Annotated in this window: 16 protein-coding genes; 11 read left to right on the forward strand and 5 right to left on the reverse strand. The window is 62.3% G+C overall.

Annotation, left to right across the window (positions count from 1 at the left end):
• From D0550_RS02320 to D0550_RS02330, 3 genes are all read left to right on the forward strand, one after another.
• Positions 1 to 3,677: hybrid sensor histidine kinase/response regulator (locus tag D0550_RS02320; RefSeq protein ID WP_116807496.1), on the forward strand; the 3,677-nt coding region annotated here is incomplete at its 5' end.
• A complete protein-coding gene (locus tag D0550_RS02325; protein ID WP_116807497.1) occupies positions 3,659 to 5,752 on the forward strand; it encodes a response regulator in 2,094 nt (697 codons plus the stop codon). The genes D0550_RS02320 and D0550_RS02325, both read left to right, overlap by 19 nt.
• A 251-nt stretch (positions 5,753 to 6,003) precedes the next feature.
• A complete protein-coding gene (locus D0550_RS02330) occupies positions 6,004 to 7,521 on the forward strand; it encodes a DEAD/DEAH box helicase (protein WP_116807498.1) in 1,518 nt (505 codons plus the stop codon).
• Between the two features lie 61 nt (positions 7,522 to 7,582).
• Here the strand turns inward: D0550_RS02330 and D0550_RS02335 are convergent, their stop codons facing one another.
• From D0550_RS02335 to D0550_RS02345, 3 genes are read right to left on the reverse strand one after another with little or no spacing between them, the layout of a single operon-like run.
• Positions 7,583 to 8,761: an ABC transporter permease gene (locus tag D0550_RS02335; protein ID WP_116807499.1), complete on the reverse strand. Its 1,179-nt coding sequence runs from the start codon at positions 8,759 to 8,761 to the stop codon at positions 7,583 to 7,585.
• On the reverse strand, positions 8,761 to 9,489 hold the full coding sequence (locus D0550_RS02340) for an ABC transporter ATP-binding protein (RefSeq protein WP_116807500.1): 729 nt from the start codon (positions 9,487 to 9,489) through the stop codon (positions 8,761 to 8,763). The genes D0550_RS02335 and D0550_RS02340 overlap by 1 nt, the downstream gene beginning before the upstream one ends.
• On the reverse strand, positions 9,486 to 10,964 hold the full coding sequence (locus tag D0550_RS02345; RefSeq protein ID WP_116807501.1) for an alpha/beta hydrolase: 1,479 nt from the start codon (positions 10,962 to 10,964) through the stop codon (positions 9,486 to 9,488). The genes D0550_RS02340 and D0550_RS02345 overlap by 4 nt, the downstream gene beginning before the upstream one ends.
• Before the next feature lie 188 nt (positions 10,965 to 11,152).
• Here D0550_RS02345 and D0550_RS02350 point away from each other — a divergent pair, with 188 nt between their 5' ends.
• The 5 genes from D0550_RS02350 (at position 11,153) to D0550_RS02370 (ending at position 15,859) form a co-directional block, all read left to right on the forward strand.
• Entirely contained in the window at positions 11,153 to 11,962 is an 810-nt protein-coding gene (locus tag D0550_RS02350) for a class I SAM-dependent methyltransferase (protein WP_116807740.1), read from the forward strand.
• Positions 11,963 to 12,009: 47 nt separating this feature from the next.
• A complete protein-coding gene (locus D0550_RS02355; RefSeq protein WP_161965595.1) occupies positions 12,010 to 12,798 on the forward strand; it encodes a DUF3014 domain-containing protein in 789 nt (262 codons plus the stop codon).
• Positions 12,799 to 12,853: 55 nt separating this feature from the next.
• Positions 12,854 to 13,957, forward strand: a complete 1,104-nt coding sequence (locus D0550_RS02360; protein WP_116807503.1) for a hypothetical protein — start codon at positions 12,854 to 12,856, stop codon at positions 13,955 to 13,957.
• A gap of 86 nt (positions 13,958 to 14,043) precedes the next feature.
• Positions 14,044 to 14,505 (forward strand): hypothetical protein, encoded by a 462-nt coding sequence (locus D0550_RS02365; RefSeq protein ID WP_116807504.1) that lies wholly within the window; start codon positions 14,044 to 14,046, stop codon positions 14,503 to 14,505.
• A 412-nt stretch (positions 14,506 to 14,917) separates the two neighbouring features.
• Positions 14,918 to 15,859, forward strand: a complete 942-nt coding sequence (locus D0550_RS02370) for a putative Ig domain-containing protein (protein ID WP_116807505.1) — start codon at positions 14,918 to 14,920, stop codon at positions 15,857 to 15,859.
• Positions 15,860 to 15,927: 68 nt separating this feature from the next.
• On the opposite strand, the gene D0550_RS02375 is transcribed toward D0550_RS02370, so the two are convergent.
• Positions 15,928 to 16,842, reverse strand: coding sequence for an alpha/beta fold hydrolase (locus tag D0550_RS02375; protein ID WP_206606050.1), 915 nt, complete (start codon positions 16,840 to 16,842; stop codon positions 15,928 to 15,930).
• A gap of 171 nt (positions 16,843 to 17,013) precedes the next feature.
• On the opposite strand from D0550_RS02375, the gene D0550_RS02380 reads away from it, so the two are divergent.
• Together D0550_RS02380 and D0550_RS02385 are read left to right on the forward strand one after the other, a co-directional pair.
• Positions 17,014 to 17,844, forward strand: a complete 831-nt coding sequence (locus tag D0550_RS02380; RefSeq protein WP_116807507.1) for an SDR family oxidoreductase — start codon at positions 17,014 to 17,016, stop codon at positions 17,842 to 17,844.
• A 2-nt stretch (positions 17,845 to 17,846) separates the two neighbouring features.
• Positions 17,847 to 18,947: a glycerophosphodiester phosphodiesterase gene (locus D0550_RS02385; protein WP_206606051.1), complete on the forward strand. Its 1,101-nt coding sequence runs from the start codon at positions 17,847 to 17,849 to the stop codon at positions 18,945 to 18,947.
• Here the strand turns inward: D0550_RS02385 and D0550_RS02390 are convergent.
• Positions 18,916 to 19,731, reverse strand: coding sequence for an alpha/beta fold hydrolase (locus D0550_RS02390; protein WP_116807508.1), 816 nt, complete (start codon positions 19,729 to 19,731; stop codon positions 18,916 to 18,918). The two genes, D0550_RS02385 and D0550_RS02390, sit on opposite strands and share 32 nt — an antisense overlap.
• A 242-nt stretch (positions 19,732 to 19,973) precedes the next feature.
• On the opposite strand from D0550_RS02390, the gene D0550_RS02395 reads away from it, so the two are divergent.
• Positions 19,974 to 22,295: an autotransporter outer membrane beta-barrel domain-containing protein gene (locus D0550_RS02395; RefSeq protein WP_161965596.1), complete on the forward strand. Its 2,322-nt coding sequence runs from the start codon at positions 19,974 to 19,976 to the stop codon at positions 22,293 to 22,295.

The raw sequence follows: 22,295 nt of genomic DNA on the forward strand, positions 1-22,295 counted from the left end.
AAGTGACGCGCGTGGCGCGCGAAGTGGGTACCGAAGGCAAGCTCGGCGGCCAGGCGAAGGTGGAAGGCGTCGCCGGCACCTGGAAGGACCTGACCGATAACGTGAATCACATGGCCGCGAACCTCACCGGCCAGGTGCGCAACATCGCCGAAGTTACCACCGCGGTGGCCAGCGGCAATCTTTCCAAGAAAATCACCGTCGATGCGCGCGGCGAAATTCTGGAGCTGAAGAACACCGTCAACACGATGGTGGACCAGCTCAATTCCTTCGCCTCCGAAGTGACGCGCGTGGCGCGCGAAGTGGGTACCGAAGGCAAGCTCGGCGGCCAGGCGAAGGTGGAAGGCGTCGCCGGCACCTGGAAGGACCTGACCGATAACGTGAATCACATGGCCGCGAACCTCACCGGCCAGGTGCGCAACATCGCCGAGGTCGTGACCTCGGTGGCCGACGGCGATCTCAAGCGCAAGCTGGTCGTGGAAGCGAAAGGCGAGATCGCCGCGCTTGCCAATACCATCAACGGCATGATCGATACGCTCGCGACGTTCGCCGACCAGGTGACGAACGTGGCGCGCGAAGTGGGCACCGAAGGCAAGCTCGGCGGTCAGGCAAGCGTGCCGGGCGCCGCAGGCTTGTGGCGTGACCTCACCGACAACGTGAACCAGCTTGCCGCGAACTTGACGACGCAGGTGCGCGCCATCGCCGAGGTCGCGACCGCTGTGACCAAGGGCGATCTCACACGATTCATCACGGTGGAAGCCTCGGGCGAAGTGGCCTCGCTCAAGGACAACATCAACGAGATGATCCGTAACCTCAAGGACACGACGCAGAAGAACAACGAGCAGGACTGGCTGAAGACCAACATCGCGCGCTTCAATCGACTGTTGCAGGGCCAGCGCGACATTCGTCACGTGTCGAACCTGATCCTGTCGCAGCTGGTGCCGCTGGTGAATGCGCACCAGGCGCTGTTCTATCTGACCAAGCAGGAAGGCGGCGAGAACGTGCTGGAACTGGTCGCAAGCTACGCTGCACCGAATCGTCGTCGGCCGCCGCAGAAGCTGCGTCTCGGTGACGGCCTGATCGGCCAGTGCGCCGTCGAGAAGCGCTCGATGTTGCTGACCGACGCGCCTCACGATTACATGCGCATCACGTCCGGTCTCGGTGAAGCAAAGCCGTCGACCGTGATCGTGCTGCCGGCGTTGTTCGAAGGCGAAGTGAAAGCGGTGCTGGAGCTGGGCTCGTTCGAGCGCTTCAGCACCATTCACACGCTGTTCCTCGACCAGCTGATGGAAAGTATCGGCATCGTGCTCAACACGCTGGCCGCGAACATGCAGACCGAAGCGCTGCTCGCGCAATCGCAGCTGCTCACCGCCGAGCTGCAGAGTCAGCAGGAAGAGTTGAAGAAGACCAACGATCGTCTGGAGCAGCAAGCCACCACGCTGCAACGTTCCGAGGATCTGCTGCGCTCCCAACAGGAAGAGCTGCGCGGCAAGAACGAAGAGCTGGTGGAAAAGGCCAATCTGCTGTCCTGGCAGAACAAGCAGGTGGAAGCGAAGAACCAGGAAGTGGAGCGCGCCAAAGAGATGCTCGAGGAAAAAGCCGAGCAGCTGGCGCTCACCTCCAAATACAAGTCCGAGTTCCTCGCGAACATGTCGCACGAGCTGCGTACGCCGCTCAACAGCTTGCTGATCCTCTCCAAGCTGCTCGCCGACAATGCCGATGCCAATCTCTCCGGCAAGCAGATCGAGTTCGCGCAAACCATCAACCGCGCGGGTACCGAGCTGCTGGCGCTGATCAATGACATTCTGGATCTGTCGAAGATCGAGTCGGGCACGGTGACGCTCGATGTGAGCACCGTGCACTTCGCGGAAATCGTGGACAACCTGCAGCGCAGCTTCGAGCAGGTGGCCAGCAATCGCAAGCTGCAGCTGAAGATCGAGGTGGATCCGTCGCTGCCGCGAACCATGATCACCGACGAGAAACGTCTGCAGCAGATCCTGAAGAACCTGCTGTCGAACGCGTTCAAGTTCACGCACGAGGGCGGCGTCGAGCTGTCCATCTATCGAGCGAGCAACGGCTGGAATCCAGCCAATCAATCGCTCAACGCGGCATCGTCGGTGGTTGCTTACTCCGTGCACGACACCGGCATCGGCATCGCTGCCGACAAGCTGCGCGTGATCTTCGAGGCGTTCCAGCAGGCCGACGGCACAACCAGTCGCAAATACGGCGGCACCGGCCTCGGCTTGTCGATCAGCCGTGAAATCTGCCGCCTGCTCGGCGGCGAAATCACCGTGGAGAGCAAGCCCGGCGTTGGCAGCACCTTCACGTTGTATGTACCGATGACGCACGATTTCTCGAAGGCAACTGTGACAACGCTCACGCCGGGCCCGGAGACGAGCGCGCATGCCTTCAGCCATCCGCCATCGCAGATTGTGGTGAGCCGTGAATCGACGCCGCTGCTGGTGGCTTCCGAGCTGACCGACGACCGACAGAACATTCAGCCGGGCGACCGTGTGCTGCTGATCATCGAAGACGATGTGAAGTTCGGCCGCATTCTGCTCGACCTCGCTCACGATCGCGGTTTCAAGGCGGTGGTGTCGGCAACGGGTAGCGGTGCATTGCCACTGGTGCGGCGATTCAATCCGTCCGTCATTACGCTCGACATCAATTTGCCGGACATGGACGGCTGGCGCCTGCTGGACATTCTCAAGCGCAGCGCCGAGACGCGTCACATTCCCATCCACATCATCTCCGTGGACGATCCGCGCGAACGCGGGTTGCAGATGGGAGCGTTCTCCGTGCTGGAGAAGCCGGTGGATCACACGACCTTGCAACAGGCGCTGTCCCGCACCGAAGAGTTCCTCGCTCGCAAGATGAAGAGGCTGCTGCTGGTCGAGGACGACGATCTGCAGAGCAGCGAGATTCGGAAGCTCATCGGCAATGGCGATGTGGATGTCACGCGAGTGATCAACGGCCGCGAAGCATTGCAGGCGTTGGCGACTCAGGAATTCGACTGCGTGGTGCTCGATCTGGTGCTGCCGGACATGGATGGCGTGCAGCTGATCGAAACCATACGTCGCGATGCTGCGCGCCGGCTGCCGGTAATCATTCACACCGCGAAGGATCTCAACCCGGCCGATGAAGCGAAGCTGCGCAAGTTGGTCGAGTCTTTCATTCTCAAGGGCCCCGACTCGCCTGAGCAGCTGTTCGACGAGACCGCGCTGTTCCTGCACCGGTTCGTCGAGAACATGCCCGACGAGCAGCGCCGGATCATCGACAAGGCACGGCGGCGCGAGCCGGGCCTGGCCGGGCGCAAGGTGCTGATCGTCGATGACGATATCCGCAATATCTTCTCGCTGACCGGCGTGCTCGAACAGCACGACATCGAAGTGCTGCACGCCGAGAGCGGTCGCGAAGGCATTGCCATGTTGAACCAGATCCCCAGCATCGACATGGTGCTGATGGATGTGATGATGCCGGACATGGATGGTTACGAGACCATGCGACAGATTCGCAATAATGAACGTTTCCGCAAGCTGCCGATGATCGCGATCACCGCCAAGGCGATGAAGGGCGATCGCGAGAAATGCATCGAAGCAGGCGCGTCGGAATACATTTCCAAGCCGGTTGATGTCGATCAGCTGGTTTCGATGATGCGCGTGTGGCTGCGGCGAGTTTGAACAAAGGCATGCAGGCCCTCGGCCCGCAGATCGCTGGCAGCGACGAAGAGGTGCCGGCGGTGGATGCTACTGGCACTTTGCCGGCGTTGCCGATGCGCGCGACCATCCTGATCGTCGACGACGAGCCGAACAATCGGTTCGCGCTTGCGCAGGTGCTGGCGGAGCTGGAGGAAACGGTCGTCGAAGCGGCTTCCGGCGAGGACGCGCTGCGGTTCCTGCTGCGGGAAGAATGTGCCGTCATCCTGCTCGATGCCAACATGCCCGGGCTCGACGGTTACACCACTGCCGAGTTGATTCGCCGGCGCGAGCGGTCGCGCCACATTCCGATCATCTTCGTCAGCGCCATCGATCGCGACGACGAGCACATCGCACGTGCCTATGCGATGGGTGCTGTCGATTATGTCTTCAAGCCCGTCGATCCAGTGATCCTGCGCTCCAAGGTCGCGGTGCTGGTCGACCTGTATCGCAAGAGCGCCGAGGTGGAGCGCAAGGCTGCGCTCGAACGTTTCCTGCAGGAAGAGAACCTGCGCATTCGCCAGGAGAAGCTCGAAGCCGAGCGGCAGTTGCGTCAGGTCGAAGAGCGGCAGGCCGCCATCGTGCGCTCGCAGCCCATCGCGCTGTATAGCGCGGCCATCGACTCCGGATTCTCCGGTCCGCGCTTCATCAGCGACGTGATCGCCGATTCGATCGGCTTCGCGCCGCATTTGTTTCTGGAAGATCCGCAGCTGTGGGTCGACAACATCCATCCCGACGATCGCGATCGGGTGCTGAGCGAAGTCGCGATGATTCCGACGCTCGGCGGCATGTCGACCGAGTATCGCTGGGTCTGCGCCGACGGTTCGGTTCGCTGGTTCCTCGATCGAGCGGTGCTGATCCGTCATGACGGCAGGCCGTCCGAGATCTTCGGCAGCTGTCTGGATATCACGGCTCGACGCCGCGTCGAGCAGCAGCTCATTCAGTCGCAGAAGATGGAAGCCGTTGGCCAGCTGACCGGCGGCATCGCGCACGACTTCAACAACATGCTGACCGTCGTCATCGGCAATCTCGATTCGCTGGCTCGCGCGTTGAAAGGCACGGGCCGCAATTTCGACCGCGCGCAGATGGCGCTTACCGGTGCGTTGAGCTGTGCCGAGCTGACGCGTCGGATGTTGGCGTTCGCTCGCCGCCAGCCGCTGCAGCCGAGCGCCGTGAATCTGGGCGAGGTCAGTCGGAACATCACCAAGCTGTTGGGTCGCACCCTGGGCGAGCGTGTCCAGATAGATGTCCAGGTACAGGACGAGTTGTGGAACGTGCTCGCGGATCCGGCGCAGGTCGAGTCGTCACTCATCAATCTGTCTGTCAATGCCCGCGACGCCATGCCCGAAGGCGGCACGCTGACGATCGAAGCTCGCAACGTCGGTCGAAGCGAGCGCGATACCGATGTTCCGGAAGGCGAGTTCGTGCTGCTGTCCGTTACCGACACCGGCGCCGGCATGACGGCCGACGTGCTCGAGCGTGCGCTCGAGCCGTTCTTCACGACCAAGCGCATGGGGCATGGCACCGGGCTTGGGTTGAGCATGGTGTATGGCTTCGTCAAGCAATCGGGCGGTCACGTAAAGATCATCAGCACACCGGGACGCGGCACGAGCGTGAGACTTTATCTCCCACGCACCGATGCGGCTCCGAGTGTGGCTGCGGTGCCCGGCGAAGACCTGTCGCTGTCGGGCCAGGATCGAACCATACTGCTCGTGGAAGACGACGCCGGCGTGCGCGCGGTCACAGCAGCGATGCTGAAAGAACTGCAATTCAATGTCATCGAAGCAGACAACGGCGCCCGCGCGCTGGACATCGTCGATCGGGAATCGGAGATCGATTTGTTGTTCACCGACATCGTCATGCCTGGCGGCATGAACGGTTTCGAGCTCGGTCGCCTGGCGCGAGAGCGTCGCCCGCAATTGCCGGTGCTGTATGCGACCGGTTACTCGGCTTCCTACGCGGCGCCGGAGAAGGGTTCGGATATGTTGGCGAAGCCGTATCGAGAGGCCGACCTGCGCAGCAAGCTTCGCGGACTGCTTCCAGTTCACGCGCGGGCGTAAGCGTCGCACCCTCCCCTTGAGTTCCTGCGAGTCGGCCTTATGACGCGACCGGGTCGTCACTCCCGCGCGATTGCGCTCGTCAAACCGGGTCAATCCAGGTAGAGTGCGCGCTCATCTCAGCCGCCATCCGGTCGGCTTCACCCCTCGGGTTCGTCGGCCCCGCATTTTGAACATGGGCCCGCCTCGATTTGTCTCCCGCCTCACTGGATCCGAAACGTAAGTTTCTGCAGGCTGGTTGAGGGTTTGTTTCCATGCCTTTTGCTGCCCTCGGGCTTGTCCCCGAACTGACGCGCGCGCTCGCCGATCGTGGCTACACCGCGCCCACTCCCGTGCAAGCGCGAGTGATTCCTGAAATTCTCTCTGGCCGTGACGTATTGGCGGGGGCCCAGACCGGCACCGGTAAGACGGCCGGTTTCACGCTGCCGTTATTGCAACGTTTGCAGGGCGGTGCGCCGTCGAGAGCGTCTCGTGTGTTGATTCTCGTGCCGACGCGCGAGCTCGCGGCACAAGTGAACGAAAGCATTCAGAGCTACGGCAAATATCTGCGCCATCGCAGTCTGGTGATCTTCGGCGGCGTGAGCATCAATCCGCAGATCGAGAACCTGCGCCGTGGCGCCGAGATTCTGGTGGCGACGCCGGGCCGGTTGCTGGATCACGCTCAGCAACGCACCGTTGATTTGTCGCGCGTCGAGATTTTCGTGCTCGACGAGGCGGATCGCATGCTCGACATGGGCTTCATCGCCGACATTCGTCGCGTCATCAAGCTGCTGCCGAAGCAGCGGCAGAATTTGCTGTTCTCGGCGACCTATTCGGATGACATCCGCAAACTGGCGCAAGGTCTGTTGCACGACCCGGTGGAAATCGAGGTTGCGAAGCGTAATGCGGCGGTCGATACGGTCGAGCAGCGGGCTTATTTCGTTGGGAAGGAACAGAAGCGCGCGTTGCTGTCGCATCTGATCCAGGACGGCGACTGGCAGCAGGTGCTGGTGTTCACGCGCACCAAACACGGTGCCAATCGGCTGGCCAAGCAATTGGAACAGGATGGCATCGAGGCTGCGGCGATTCACGGCAACAAGAGCCAGAACGCACGCACCGCCGCGCTCTCGGATTTCAAGAACTTTCGCATTCGTGCGCTGGTGGCCACGGAAGTGGCGTCACGCGGGCTCGATATCAAAGAGCTGCCGCACGTAGTGAACTACGAGCTGCCGAACGTTCCCGAAGACTACGTGCATCGAATCGGTCGCACCGGACGCGCTGGCGCGACCGGATTGGCGGTATCGCTGGTCGCTTCGGATGAGTCCGGATTGCTGAAGGACATCGAGAGGCTGTTGCGCAAGTCGGTGCCGAAGGCGGACGTGCCGCACTTCAAGCCGGCGCCGCCGCCGGTGCGCGGTGCTGACGATCGAGAAGACTCGCGCGATCGCGAGATGTCACAACCGCGGCAGTCGCAGTCCGAGCTGGCCCGATCGCAAGCCCGACAAGGTCGACCGCAAGGTCAGCAAAGCCGGCCCCCGCATCAGCAGCACGGCGACGCTTCCCGCCCTCTTGGCGGAGGAGGTGACGGTCGTCGTCGCAAACGTCGCGGCGGTGGCGGTGGGCAGCAGCAGGCCCCACAGTCGCAACATCAGCCTCGTCATGCGCACGATCAGCGGCCGCAACGGTCGCACGGGCACGGACCAGGCCAGGGTGGCGGTCACGGGCAGGGTCGGCCGAACCAGCAACGTAACTCGTCGCGTCATCGCAGCGGAGATCGGAACCGAACGGTCTAGTCAGCAACGATAAGACGTCGTCGCTGCCGCCTGGCAGCGACGCGTTTGAGCGGCAGCGTGCCTATCCGAGAATCGCCTCGCGCTGGTACAGCTTGATCGCCACTCCAACCAGCAGCGCTCCAAGCGCCAGCGTCGTCCCCGCGCAAATCAGAATGTGCAGCGCCGGGATCGAATCTCCCCGCATCAGGCTCGTCGCGATCAGGTGCTGACTCAGGCTCGGCACCGCCATCAAGCCCGCACTCGGCTTCGTGCCGGTCACCACCGCGAACATGATGGGCGCGATCGGGAACATCATCACCACTGACAACCACGACTGTGCCTCGCGATTGCTCCTGGTGAACGACGCGACCACGGTCATCAAGCCTGCGCCCATCGGTACGAACGTCACCATGATCGCGAAGATCGCCAGAATCACGCGCGGGCCGAAGTTCGCGGACATTCCCAGCGCTTCCAGCGGAATGAATGTGAGCACGACGCCAAACGTCGCGAGCGTCAGCAGCAGCGAGACCGACATGAATGCCGAAGTCGCCAGCATCTTGCCGACGATCAGCTGCGAACGACTCACCGGCAGCGTCAACAACGGCTCCAGCGAGCCGCGCTCGCGTTCGCCCGCGGTCGTGTCGATGGCCAGATAAAACCCACCCACCAGCATCGACATGAAACAGAAGTAAGTCATCATGCCGAGGATCAGCAGTGCTCTGCCCGCCGGCGTGGCCACATCCAACGTTTGCACGCCCACGGGCTCGATCACAGTCGGGTTGATGCCTCGAACCATCAATCTCAACATCGCCAGTTGATGCCCATACGCGTTGAGCAACTGTCGCGCTCGATCCGCACTGGGCGACGTGTTGCTGTTCGACGAATCGACGATCAAGGACAACGGCGCCGACTCGCCAGCCTGCAACGCCTTGCCGTAGTCCTCGCCAATGATCAGCACCAGATCCTGCTGACCCGAGCGGACCGCGTTCATTGCCTGATCGCTCGTGAGCTCCACATCCTCGACCTTTACACCGTTCTCACGCAGGAACTGCACGAGATTCGGCGCGTTAGTGGCGCCGGCGATGGGTAGGTTCAGCGGCTTGTCCTGATTCGCGACGGCACGTTTCGATACCATCGTCGTGGTCAGGCCGAAGATCACGGGCGCCAGCAACACGCCGAAAAAGAACGCCGACAGAATCACGCGACGATCGCGCAGGTTCTCCAGCACTTCCTTGCGGAACACAGTCCACAGTGCGCCCATCACGCCACCTCGCCTTGATCGGCGGCGCGCACGAACGCTTCTTCCAGATCCGGAGCGCCGGTGGCTTTGAGGATTTCTGCCGGCGTGCCTCGCACGACGACGCGACCGTGCGAGATGATGACGATGTCGTCGCACAAGGCCGCGACTTCCTGCATCACGTGACTGGAGAACAGCACGCATCGGCCCGAGTCGCGTAGCTCTCGAATCAGTTCGCGCAACATGCGCACGGCGCTCACGTCGAGGCCGTTGGTCGGCTCGTCCAGAATGATGGTCTGTGGTCGATGGATCAGCGCGCGCGCCAGTCCGACTTTGAGTCGTTCACCTTGCGAGTAACCTTTGGCGCGTCGCTCGGCAACTTCGCCCAGGGCCAGGCGATCGATCAGCTGATCGATGGAGCGGGTCAGTTCAGCGCCGCGCAGTCCGTGCAGCTCGCCGTAGTAGCGGATGTTCTCCCGACCGCTGAGATGCGCATAAAGCCCACTGGCATGAGGTAGCACGCCGAGCGAGCGACGCACCTGCAATGGCTCGGTGGCGCAATCGTGGCCGTCGATCAGCGCGCGACCCTCGTTCGCGCGGATGACGGTGCTCAGGATACGCAGGGTGGTGGACTTGCCGGCGCCGTTGTGGCCGAGCAGGCCGGTGATCTTGCCGTCGCCTGCCGCAAACGAAACCTCTTGCAACGCTTGCACCGCGCCGAAGTGCTTTTTCAATCCGTCGACTTGAATCATGGGGCGGGGGCCGAGCGTGACAGCAGGAACGGAGCGGGGGCGACGGTCTTCAGGCATTCATCATTGAGTGCTTGCACGCTGCCGGTCGCGATGAAGTCAGCCACGACCCGAGGCATGCAGCCAACCGCGATCTGTCCGTGCCCCTGGCCGTCGAGCACCAGATGCTTGGAATGCTTCAAGCCCGCAAGGATCTGCTCGCCGTAGCGCGCCGGAGTCACAGGATCGTTGCCGCCCGAAAGCACCAGCGTCGGAATCTCGCTTTGTAGCGGCTCACCGAAGCCAGCATCGACCGGGCCGCGCGGCCATTGTTCGCAAATGGTCCGCATCGCCTGCATGAAGGTGTCGCCGAGATAGGTTTTCGCGAGCTCGGAATCTGCAACCGGACGCTCATGCCAGCGTGGCGCATCTTCACTGCAGACCACCGCGAAGTGCATGCCGTTGGCGATCTGAGTATCCAGGCTTCGCTTGATCATGAGGTACTGCGCAGCCAATCCCTGCGGCTGGCCGATCTCAGCCTCGTGAATGAGCAGAGGCAGGGTCGACAGCGTCTCATCGGAATAGCTGAGCAATCGAACTGCCGCGCCGAGCTCGGCGGTGCCCAGCTGGGTCTTGGTCGGCTCGGCATTCAGCGGATCCGGGATGGACAGCGGAACGGGCTGTTCCTTTACACGTGCGCGGAGCGTAGCGAACGTGCCCGCGATGTTGGGGAAGACGCGCTTGCAGTCGGCGTTGGAATCGCAGCGAGCGAAAGCGCTGTCGATGGCAGCCTGCGCATCGAGCGCCACATCCGGGCCCAACGGTAACTGCGGGGGCACGACACCATCGAGAATCGCGACGCGCACTCGCTGCGGATAACGTCGCATGTAGTGCTGTGCGACTCGCGTTCCATACGACACACCGTACAGATCCAGTCGCTGATAGCCGAGCGCGGCGCGTACATCGTCGAGATCGCGCACGGCGACGCTGGTCGTGTAGTAGCGCGGATCACCAGGCAGCTTCGAGAGACACGAGCGCGTCAGCTCGCGCAGTTGCTGAGGATCGCTGAACGTAATGTCGCTCTCGTCCGGAAACGAGCAGTCGAGACGATTCGAGCGTCCGGTACCGCGTTGATCGACGATCACGATGTCACGGTCGCGTCGGACGCGCGCGAGTGCCGGCGCAATCGAGATGTAGAAGTCGCTCGCCGCTTGACCCGGGCCGCCACTCAGTACGAACAGCGGATCGCCGGCCGGCTCGAGGCGCAATGACGGAATCACCGCGACGTGCAGCCGGATCTGCTTGCCCGAGGGCTGCTCGCGATTCTCCGGCACCGACAGCCAGCCACAGCGCGCTGCTACGCCGCCGCCGGCGATCTCGCTCTGGAGCCGGCAAGCTTCGAGCGGCAATGAGGCGGCCTGCGCCTGGGATGCGCTGCAAAAGGTCCATGGCAGGCTCAATGCCGCCAGGACGCGCCATCGATTATGAATCGCCGACATCGATTTCCCGGTGCGAAAGGTCACGGGCGGCAATGGTAGACGAGGCCGGACCTACACGTCCGGTGCGTGCCCGGCACATTTGGCAGCTGCTGCCGGCCCCGTGGCGGGGCGGGAACCTGTGTGTACCCCTGGGTGTCTGTTACATTCGCAAGCTCAACAACTATCCCAACGAGCCCCTGGAGTTACGCATGCGTTCATCGTCGTTACTCGCCACCGTCGCCGCCGTTGCCTGCGCGCTGCCGCTGACGGGTGCATTCGCCAAGGACGAGGCATTGACCAAGGCAGTCGCCCCCGCGCATCGGTCGCCGAATTTCGTCGAGCGAGATCAGTATCGCAAGCCGGTCCAGGTGCTGGAATTCATCGGTGTAAAGCCCACCATGACCGTGGTCGAGATCTCACCGGGCGGCGGTTACTGGACCGAAATCCTGGCGCCGTACCTGCACGACAAGGGCACTTATTACACGGCGATTGCGCCGCGCGCCTCCAGCGAACGGGCTGCGGCTGCCGCGGATACGTGGCAGAAAAAGCTCGACAGCGACAAGGCGCGCTACGGCAAGGTCAAGATCTCCGATTTCGGTGGCGGTAAGTTCGAGCCCGCGCCGGCCGGCTCGGCCGATGTGGTCATCACGGCTCGCAACATCCACAACTGGATGAGCCAGGGCACGGCCGAGCAGGCGTTCGCGTCGTTCTATAAGGCGCTCAAGCCGGGCGGCATCCTCGCAGTCGAGGAGCATCGCGCGTCGTCCGACAAGCCGCAGGATCCGAAGGCCGCCAACGGCTATGTGCGCGAGGACTACGCCATCGGGCTCGCGGAGAAGGCCGGCTTCAAGTTGGTGAGCAGCTCCGACCTGCTGAACAATCCGAAGGACACTAAGGATTATGCGAAGGGCGTGTGGACACTGCCGCCGACGCTGGCTATGGGCGATGAGGACCGCGCCAAGTACCAGGCGATCGGCGAGGCGGACAACTTTCTGCTGAAGTTCCAGAAGCCGCAGTGAGCCACGCAGCGAACTGACTGAGCGATTGCAGCGGCGAGGAGCCACTCGTGGAAGACGACACAAAGAAATGGCTGTACTGGGCGATTCCCGCCGTGGTCGCGGTGGCAATCGGCGTGGCGTTGTACTACGGGCGTTCGCATCGGCAGGCCGAGCAGGCCGCGCAGACGCCCGCAGTTGCGGTTCCCGAGGCTCAAGCACCGGCGGCGGAGCCGCCGGTGCGCAATCCATTGGAGGAAACGCCGCCGCCGAAGCCGCTGCCGCCGTTGGCTGACAGCGATCCTTCGTTGCAAGAGTCGTTGAGCGGTGTGTTCGGGCGCGCGCTCGATCCGTTCCTGGTGCCGAAGAACATCGTTCGGCACACGGTCGTGACCATCGACAATCTGCCTCGCAAGAAAACGGCGGTGCAGATGTGGCCGGTGAAGCCGATCGGTGGCGAGCTCGCTGCCACCGGCGATGGCGAGGAGCTCACGCTCAGCGCGGCCAACTACGCGCGCTACGAGCCGGTCATCAAGATTCTGCAGAACACCGACGCTGCGCAGGTCGCGACGCTCTACAAGCAGTACTACCCGCTGTTCCAGGAAGCGTATGTGTCGCTGGGTTATCCGGATCGCTACTTCAACGATCGGCTGGTCGAGGTGATCGATCATCTGCTCGCGACTCCGGACGTGCCCGGCCCGATCAAGCTCAAGCGGCCCAGCGTCAACTTCGAGTTCGCCGATGCCGAGCTCGAAGGTCTGTCGTCGGGACAGAAATTGCTGATTCGCATGGGCAGCGCCAACGCGGCCATCGTCAAGAACAAGTTGCGAGAGCTGCGTCAGGCCGTCGCCAAGCAATAAGCCGCGGCGAATCGATTTGCATGCGGCGTGCGTCGGTGAAGACAGGAGTGTCGTCATGAGCAAAGTCGTGTTGATCTCGGTTGCCTCGTCGGTGGGCCTCGGCTTGCTGAGCCTGCATCTGGTCAAGCAGATGAAGGAAGGCGAGGCCACGATCGCCGAACTGAAAGCGCAGGTTGCGTCGCTGCAGGAACAGCAGCAACAGCCGCTACCGCCCGCGCCGTTGCAGTTCAACGAGCAACCACCGGTCGAGCAGCCGAGCCAGGGGGTTGCCGCAGCGGCGAAGGAAACACCGAAGGCTGCGGCGGTTTTCACCATCGGCCCCAATGCGGTGCCGGCACAACCCAATCGCGACGAGCGCATGCGCATGTTTCGTGAGCAACGCGAGCGTCAGCGTCAGTTGATGCAGGATCCTGAATATCGCGAGGCGATGCGCGTGCAGACACGAGGCAATTTCGCGCGCCAGTATCCCGGGGTGATTGCAGAGCTGGGTCTGGATGCGCAACAGGCCGATGAATTTTTCGATCTGCTCGCCGATCAACAGATGCGGACCACCGAGCAGATGCAGCCGCTCTGGGAGATGGAAAGCATGGACCCCAACGACCAGGCGGCCAGGCAGGAGCGCCATCGCAAGATAGCGCAGCAGGCCCAGGAGAATCAGCGCCGCAGCGAAGCCGAGATGGCCGCGCGCTTTGGCCAGGACAAGCTGCAGGCCTGGAAGGAATACCAATCCAGCATGGGCATGCGTTATGAGCTGGAGAACATGCGCAACGCGCTGTCGGCGAGCGGGTTGCCGCTCAGCGAGGATTTGAGCAAGCCCATGCTCAAGGCACTGGCCCAGGCGCAGCAGGCCGAAGCAGATGAGATGTCGGCGGCCGTGAGTCGAGGCGCGGCTCCTGCCATGGCGCGCCTGACGGCCTTTGGTGCTGCTGACGGCAGCAACATGGAGCGTCAGCTCGACGCAATGCGAAAGCGCAATCAGCGCATGCTCGACTCGATTGCCCCCTACTTGTCGTTCGAGCAGCGTGCCGCGATCGAGAAGCAGCAGGACGCTCAGCTGAAAATGCAGGAAGCCCAGCTGCGCTTGATGCGCGCTCAAGGCAAGGGCGATAACAACGGCGTGTATTTCCTGGAGGGTGCGGGCGTGAACGTCGTCCCGTGAGTCGTTATCTGGTCAGCTCCCGCGGTCACGACTATCGCCAAGGGATTCGTTGAGTAATATGGCGGTACCTGCCGGGTAAGACTTTTATGTACAAACCATCTTCCGCTTCGTTCGCCGTCTTGATGACCGTGGCACTGTTCGGCGCCACTGCTTGTAGCAAAGAGCAATCCGCCGGACGGCCGGCAGCGCCGCCCCCTCCCGCGCCGAGTGCGCAGTCATCGAACACAGAAGAACTGGGGCAGCCCTCCGATCCGCGCTTCATCGGCAGAGTCTGGGTCTCGACGACGCCGGGACACTCGCGTGGCACGCTGATGGTTTTCCTTCCCGACCGCACGCTGTTGATGGACTCGTGCTTCGAGACCTATCGCCTTTCCAAGTGGGGCGCGGAGGGCGATCGCATTCGCTGGATCGAAGATACCATTCCCATCGAGGCCACTCTCTCGATGCCCAACCAAAACGAGCTGCGATTGCAGATCGCGGGACAGGATCGAATCCAGTCGTTCGTGGTCGCTTCCGTGCCGACCGTCTGTCCCGACCGGCCGCGCTAGCTTGCGCGGCTTGCTCACCTGGGACGCAAGATCGTCGGTGTTTCACGTAAGCGAATTCGCCCTGATCTGTTTGCTGAGATCGGCCTATTGCAAACAAGCGTGCTGATCGAGCACTGCTAAAAAACAGCCGCCGGCCAGGATTTTTTCTCAATTGCGGCTCGCAAATGTTTGTAATTTCCGGATGAGTGCGTTTGCCGACACTGTCTGAGCGTTACGACATTTTGCGCAAACGAATTTCTTTTCGTTAACTGCGCCCGCCCACAAAGCGACACTTCGTCACATCGACAAGCCTCAATGCCTGCGATGGCCGACCAGGACGAGTCAGGCGGAACGATAGATCGCAACTCTGGGTGAGCGCTGTATCGCGTGCGTAAGCGGTGCGGCTCCCGTGTCATACCCGCGAGGATTGTCCATGCGCACTGCAACCAAGTGCACGCCTGCTTTGGGCGTGTTCGGCCTCTTTTTAGCTCTCGTCTGCGCGTTCTTTACAGTTACTGACATCGCCCAGGCGGCGCCGACCATTACTGGCACGCCGAGAACGACGGCGATCGTGAATACCTATTACAGCTGGCTGCCGACTGCGCGTGACCCCGCCGTGGCGCAGAGGACGCTGCGTTATTCAATCGTCAACAAGCCGTCGTGGGCGCAGTTCTCGGTGTACTCGGGACGTCTCGAAGGCGTAGTGCCGGCCACTCCGGGCACCTGGTCGAACATTCGTATTACAGTGAGAAGCGCAACCGGCACGGCCACGTTGCCGGCGTTCTCGATTACATCGACCCGGAGAGACGGCAGCGGTGGCAGCACGACCAATCGTCCGCCGGTCCTGAGCGGCACACCGCCGACTTCGGTGACCGCGGGCAGCGCTTACTCGTTCCGTCCGACCGGTTCGGATCCGGAAGGCCGCGCGCTCACCTGGTCGATCACGAATCGTCCGGCTTGGGCGTCTTTCAGCACCTCTACGGGCGCGCTCACTGGCACGCCGACCGCTGCGCAGGTGGGTACATACTCGGGTATCGCGATCAGCGCGAGCGACGGTACCAATCGCACTTCGTTGCCGTCGTTCAACATTGCCGTGAATGCCGCCGGCAGCAGCAACGGCTCGGCCACGCTGAGCTGGACGCCGCCGACCAGCAACACCAACGGCTCGACGTTGAGCAATCTCGCGGGCTATCGCATCTACTACGGCACCAGCTCGAGCAACCTGTCGCGCACCATCCAGGTGGCCAATGCGGGCGTGACCCGTTACGTGGTGCCGGATCTGTCGGCTGGAACCTGGTACTTCGCGGTCCGCGCCTATACTTCGAACGGCGCTGAAAGCACCAACTCGAACACCGCGTCGAAGACCATTCGGTAACAAGAAACTTGCGAGCTGCGCTCCCGTTGCCGACACGGGGCGGGAGCGCAGCTGCGCAGGTGTGGTGGCTACCGGCGACGTTTCAGCCAGTCCACCATCGTGTTGCTGACCAGCTCCGGCGCGTCCTGCTGCACGAAATGATTCGCACCAGGGACGGTCATGAGGGTCAGATCCTGCTCCACCCATTGCCATGTGTCGTTCAGCGCGCCCGGCAATAGTGCTTGGTCCTCCAGCCCATGGAACATCAGCACCGGCGCTTTCACCTTCGGAAAGGTGAAGTTCTCCGGCGGCGGTGGCGCGTCCGGCTTCGGGTAGTTGGCCTTGTAATAATTGAGCATGGCCTCGACGTCCGATTGCTGGAACGCGTGCAGATAACGTTGCCGCGCCGCCGGGTCGGTCACCCATTGGGTGAGGCGCTCCAATGAGATTACTTTGTGCGCATCCGGTTTCTGGAAGTTGAAGGCGTATTCGCTGTTCTTCTTCTGTTGTGGATTGTTGGCGATCTCGCGCGCGATGCCGGCGGGGTGCGGCAGATTGCAGATGATCAACAGGCGCGTGATCTGCGGCCGGCGCATCGCCACGTTCCAGGCCACCGAGCCGCCCCAATCGTGACCGACGATGACGGCCTGCTCCACCTGCTCCGCCTTGACCACGGCGGCGATGTCACCAACCAGCAGCGGCATGGCGTAGTTCTCCACGCCTTTGGGCTTGTCGGATAGGTTGTAGCCGCGCAGATCGACGGCGGCAGCTCGATAACCGTTGTCGGCAAGCGCGCGCATTTGTTTGCGCCACGTGTACCAGAAGTCCGGGAAGCCGTGGATCATCACCACCAGCGGTCCCTGGCCCAGTGCCGCATAGTGGATTTTCACGCCGTTGGCGTCGGCATATTTGTGCTCGACCTGATCCCACACATCCGTCGTGTCGGCCATCGCGATTCCCCCTTGCAGGACTGACAAGATCACCGCCCAAGCCCAGCTACGCATGCGAACTCCTGCGCTGCCGTTTCAGTGTCGTTGGCTGCTCGACTATATAACGGTGCGTGGCGCGTTACTGCCCGACAGTAGGACCAGGCGCTCCAGTGCGAAGGTCGCCGCTATGCTCGCTGTGCGGATCGAGCCTATGATGGTGCGTCTTCCAACCGGTCGGAGCTTCGTATGTCTCTTCGCGGCAAGACCCTCTTCATCTCAGGCGCCTCGCGCGGCATCGGTCTGGCAATTGCGGTGCGGGCGGCGAAAGATGGCGCCAATATCGCGATCGCGGCCAAGAGCGATCAGCCCAATCCCAGATTGCCCGGCACGATTCACACTGCGGCCGAAGCCATCGAAGCCGCCGGCGGCAAAGCGTTGCCCATGCAGGTCGACATTCGCGACGAGAATGCTGTCGCGGCAGCCGTGCAGAAAACTGCCGCGCATTTCGGCAGTGTCGATATCCTGGTCAACAATGCCAGCGCGATCTCGTTGAGCGGCACGCTCGACACGCCGATGAAACGCTTCGATCTGATGTTCGGCGTCAACGTTCGTGGCACATTCGTGTGCTCGCAGGCCTGTTTGCCTCATCTCAAGGAATCGGCGCAGGCGGGCCGCAATCCTCACATTCTCAACTTGTCGCCGCCGCTGAGCATGAAGCCGCGCTGGTTCGCGCCGCACGTCGCGTACACGATGGCGAAGTACGGTATGAGCATGTGCGTGCTCGGCATGGCGGAAGAGTTTCGTGCCGACGGCATCGGCGTCAATGCACTGTGGCCGCGCACCGTCATCGCGACGGCTGCGTTGAACGTGATCGCTTTGGCCGATCCGAAGAAAGGTCGCAAGCCGGAAATCATGGCGGATGCGGCGCATGCCATCCTGACGCGCGATCCCCGCAGTTGCACCGGCAACTTCTTTATCGACGACGAAGTGCTGGCCAGTGCGGGCACCAAAGATCTGGACCAGTACGCGGTCACGCCCGGCAATCGGCAATTCCAGCCGGATTTCTTCGTCGACTAGCCGTGCAACGACTGCTCAGTCTGGGTTTCTTTTTGGCGATGGTGCTGACGATGAGCGGACCGGCGCAAGCGCAATCTTCTGCGGCGAAGGGCAAATGGCTGACGCTGGATGGCACACCGACACTGGTGATCGCTCATCGCGGCGCCTCCGGATATCGGCCCGAGCACACGCTTGCGTCGTATCTGCTGGCCATCGAGTTCGGCGCCGACTATGTCGAGCCGGATCTGGTCGCGACGCGCGATGGTCATTTGATCGCGCGACACGAGCCTTTGCTGGATGACACCACCGACGTGAAGTCGCGACCGGAGTTCGCGGCGCGCCGGAGCACCAAGACACTCGACGGCAAGCAAATCACCGGCTTCTTCGCCAGCGATTTCACGCTGGCGGAAATCCGGCAGCTACGCGCCGTGCAGCCGAATCCGGCGCGCTCGAAGGAATTCGACGGCAAGTTCAGCGTGCCGACGTTCGAGGAAATTCTCGATCTGGTCGAACAGGAGTCGGCCAGGCGGGGGCGCCGCATCGGCATCTATCCCGAAACCAAACATCCCGCGTTCCATTTGCAGCTGCAGTTGCCGTTGGAGGATCGGCTGCTCGATGCGCTGAACCGGCGGGGTCTGAACCAGGCTGGCACGCCGATTTTCATTCAGTCGTTCGAAAGCGCGAACCTGCAGTATCTGCGAGCGAAGACGCCGTTACCGCTGGTGCAACTGATGGATGACGGATCGCTCATCTATGACGACAATGGCAAACGAGTGGTCGGCGTCGACATTCCAGATCATGGCGACGGGCGCGGCGGCGAACGACCGAAAAGTCTGGCCGACGTGGCGAAGTACGCGCACGCGATCGGACCTTGGAAGCGCCAGATCCTGCGTGATGTCGGGCAGCCGAAGTTGATCACTACGACTGTCATTGAGCAGGCCCATCAAGCCGGCTTGCGCGTGCACACATATACATTTCGCAACGAACCGGCGACGCTCGCGCCCGAATACAACAACGATCCACTGCAGGAATATCGGCGCTTCTACGAGTTGGGGATCGACGGAGTGTTCTCGGACTTCTCCGATACTGCGCTCAAGGCGCGGGCGGAGTGGGCTGCGCGCTGATCGTCGGCCAGTCGCGCAACCAACAGCAGACGTGATCGAACCCTTCGACGGTACGCTGTCGCGCCTGTGGGTAGCGCTCGAAATATCGTGCGGTGGTCGCTGGCGGCACGACCTGATCATTCGCGCCGCGCAGATGTAACTCGGGCCAGGGATGTGGTCTGTCGCTCAACGCCGGATTCAACGATTGCGACAGTTGCAAGTACTCGTGGTGGTCGGCCCAGGCGTCCGTGTCCAGATTGGCCGCGACAGTAACGACCGAAGCGACATTCTCCAGCCGCTCCGCGATCAACACAGCAAGCGCGCCGCCTCCGCTGTAACCAACCAAAGCAACGCGCTCGGCGCCGATGCGGCGCTGTGTGTCTCGCACTGTTGCGACCATGCTATCGACTACTTCGGTTGAGTAGCGCGCGCCGGTCCAGAGCTCGAAATTGCATTTATTCGAGCGAAGGCCGTTGTAGCACGGGCGTGTGACATACGCGGCGGGTGAGGGTGCTTGCATCAACATTTCCAGCGCGACGGGCCGACGCGGAGTGGGATCGTCACTGGGGGCGCGGCCGAGCCAGGGAATACCGTCGCTTTCCAGAAAAACCGTCAGTGGCTCGCTGGCATGATCGGCGGCGGTGCTGCGTTTCAGGTAGACGATGCTGGGAAAGGCACCGGCCGAAACATGAACGATCTCGAGGCCCGCCGCGCGGGCGCGCTGGTCCAGCCGCTGCCCGGCAGAGGAGCAGCCGCTGAGGAGCATCGTGGCGAGCACGGCATTGAGGGCAACCCTTAGGCTCATGACACGTGATTGCGACCTGCGTCACAACGGAAGTCAATCACGGGCGGCACAGTTTGCGCGGCTGAACGATCGTGCGCCTGCACTTAAGGCCCGTTGCGGTCGCGCGATAGTGGCGGATAACTACGTGCCACGGAAGCGTGGCGACTGGCCGGCCAGCTCATAACGAATAATCAGGAGAGCTTGCGATGAAGGTGACGGCGCTCAGAGCAGCCGGGCGGAGGTTGGCGACATGGATGGGGGGCGTGGCGCTGCTGGCACTGGCGCCACTGGCGCAAGCGATTCCGCCGAGCTTCAGCAGCCAGATCAATCTTCCCATCCCGGCCATCGGCCAGAACGTGATCGTGAATCTACGCGCGGCTGGCGGCGTTAGCGGCTCGCCGCTGATCGATATCGACACCGGCCAAGGCAACATCATTCTCAATGGGCAGATCTCGCTGCCGAGCGGTCTGACCATTCAACCCTTCGATGCCGTCGAGGGCGAAGGCGGCACGGTCTGCGTGCAAATCTTCAACATCGGATATTCGACTAGCACTGGCGGCACGCTGTCGGCGCCGCTGTCCGCGAGCAATGCCCTGGATCAGAGCGGCAGCACCGGCTTTCCCGGCATCGTGCTCAACAATGCGCCCGGCCCCGGCATCGTGAATGAGAACAATGCGGCCGAGGTCGCGGCTTGCGAAGACCCGAACCAGGCGCCGCTCGTCAGCATCAACGGCGGCAGCCGCACGGTTAACGATACTGACGGCGCGCCGGGCGAGAATGTGGCGTTCAGCGCGACCGTCAGCGATCCGGAAGGCGAGCAGGTCAGCTATGCCTGGTATGGCAGCGACGGCGAAACCCAGCTTTCCACGTCACCGGCGCCGACCATCGCGCTGCCTGACGGCGTTTCGCTGGTGCGCTTGATCGTCACCGACGAAACCGGGGCGTGGACTCTCGCTGAAGTCGCGATCACCGTCGGCAACGCAACGGGCCCGATCGCGAATGCGGGCGGGGACCGCACCATTGCCGACACCGACAATCAAGATGGCGAAGACGTCACGCTCGACGGCAGCTTATCCAGCGATGCCGATGGCGCGATCGTGACCTATCGCTGGTCTCGCATCACCGATGGCGAGACGGAAACCGTGCTCGTGCTCGGCACCAGCAACTCGCCGACGCTGCGGACGCGTTTGCCCAATGGTGAGAACCTCATCCAGCTGCTGGTGATCGACAATGCCGGTTTGCAGGCCACAGACACTGTGACGATCACGGTCGCCGACGGCCCTGTGATCACGACGCTGGCCGATCTTCCCAACCTGTCGCCGAATCAGCGTCGCGTCGCGCTGGCGCTGGATCGCATCTGCGGCCAGTTGCGCGATCTCTCCGGGCTCAGTGCCGATCAACAGGATCTGCTGATCCGTTGCAATGGCTTGCAGATCAACAACACAACGGCGAATCAGGTCGATGCGCTCGACGAACTGGTCGCCGACGACTTCGCCGTCGCCCGTACGCAAACGCTGCTGTTTGCAAACACTCAATACGCCAGCGTGATGGATCGTTTGATGGCGCTGCGTGGCGGCGCGAAAGGCCTGAGTCTTGCCGGCCTGAACATCATCGTCGATGGCAAGTCGGTGCCGCTGGCACAGTTGCAAGACATGGTGAAAGGCATGTTAGGCGGCGGCGCCAGTGCCGATGAGCCCGGCGGCTTGCTCAGCGACAAGTGGGGCATGTGGGCGCGCGGCAATTACAGCTTTGGCAACAAGGATCGCAGCAACAGCAGCCCGGCATTCGATGCCGATCAGTGGGCCTTGGTCGGTGGCCTCGATTATCGCTTCAACGACAAGCTGGTCGGCGGCGTGTCGCTGGCGTATGGGCAGTCGAGCATCGATTTCAATCCGCGCCATGAGGGCGGGCTCGACACCGACACCTGGGCAATCTCGCTTTACGGCTCCGCGTATGCGGCTCAGAACTTGTACTTCGACGCCATCATCAACATCGCCAAGGCCGACTACGGTGCCGATCGCAACATCACTTATGTGGACGGCACAGGTCTGGTGAATGTCGACGCACGAGGCGACACGGATGGCATGACGTATAGCGCCGGGCTTTCAGGCGGGTATGACTTTTTGTTCGGCGGGTTCACGTTGTCGCCAACGCTGGGATTCTTCTACATCGACGCCACCATCGACAGCTTCACCGAGCAGGGTGCCGGTGGTTTGAACGTCATTTACGACAAGCAGACGTTCCAATCCTTCACTGGCAACCTGGGCTTCCGCGTCACGTATGCCTGGAATCTGAGCTGGGGCGTGTTGCTGCCCCACCTGCGCGTCGACTACGTGCGCGAGTTCAAGGACGACGTCGATGTGTTCGGCGTGCGTTTCGCAGCCGATCCGAACGCGGCCAGCACGCCACCCATCCTCGTACAGACCGACAATCCGGATGAGTCCTATTGGCGGCTCGCAACCGGTTTGTCGGCGCAGTTCATCCACGGCATTTCGGGCTATATCGAGTATCAGCGCCTGGAGAGCTTCGAGTTCATCAACTTCCAGGACGTGAGCATGGGCCTGCGCTTCCAGAAGAGCTTCTGA

This window comes from Steroidobacter cummioxidans (assembly GCF_003104955.1).

Excerpts from the sequence above, each read along its gene's own strand:
- D0550_RS02330 (WP_116807498.1), top strand. The coding sequence starts at position 6,004 with ATGCCTTTTGCTGCCCTCGGGCTTGTCCCCGAACTGACGCGCGCGCTC.
- D0550_RS02335 (WP_116807499.1), bottom strand. The coding sequence starts at position 8,761 with ATGGGCGCACTGTGGACTGTGTTCCGCAAGGAAGTGCTGGAGAACCTG.
- D0550_RS02340 (WP_116807500.1), bottom strand. The coding sequence starts at position 9,489 with ATGATTCAAGTCGACGGATTGAAAAAGCACTTCGGCGCGGTGCAAGCG.
- D0550_RS02345 (WP_116807501.1), bottom strand. The coding sequence starts at position 10,964 with ATGTCGGCGATTCATAATCGATGGCGCGTCCTGGCGGCATTGAGCCTG.
- D0550_RS02350 (WP_116807740.1), top strand. The coding sequence starts at position 11,153 with ATGCGTTCATCGTCGTTACTCGCCACCGTCGCCGCCGTTGCCTGCGCG.
- D0550_RS02360 (WP_116807503.1), top strand. The coding sequence starts at position 12,854 with ATGAGCAAAGTCGTGTTGATCTCGGTTGCCTCGTCGGTGGGCCTCGGC.
- D0550_RS02365 (WP_116807504.1), top strand. The coding sequence starts at position 14,044 with ATGTACAAACCATCTTCCGCTTCGTTCGCCGTCTTGATGACCGTGGCA.
- D0550_RS02370 (WP_116807505.1), top strand. The coding sequence starts at position 14,918 with ATGCGCACTGCAACCAAGTGCACGCCTGCTTTGGGCGTGTTCGGCCTC.
- D0550_RS02375 (WP_206606050.1), bottom strand. The coding sequence starts at position 16,842 with ATGCGTAGCTGGGCTTGGGCGGTGATCTTGTCAGTCCTGCAAGGGGGA.
- D0550_RS02380 (WP_116807507.1), top strand. The coding sequence starts at position 17,014 with ATGTCTCTTCGCGGCAAGACCCTCTTCATCTCAGGCGCCTCGCGCGGC.
- D0550_RS02390 (WP_116807508.1), bottom strand. The coding sequence starts at position 19,731 with ATGAGCCTAAGGGTTGCCCTCAATGCCGTGCTCGCCACGATGCTCCTC.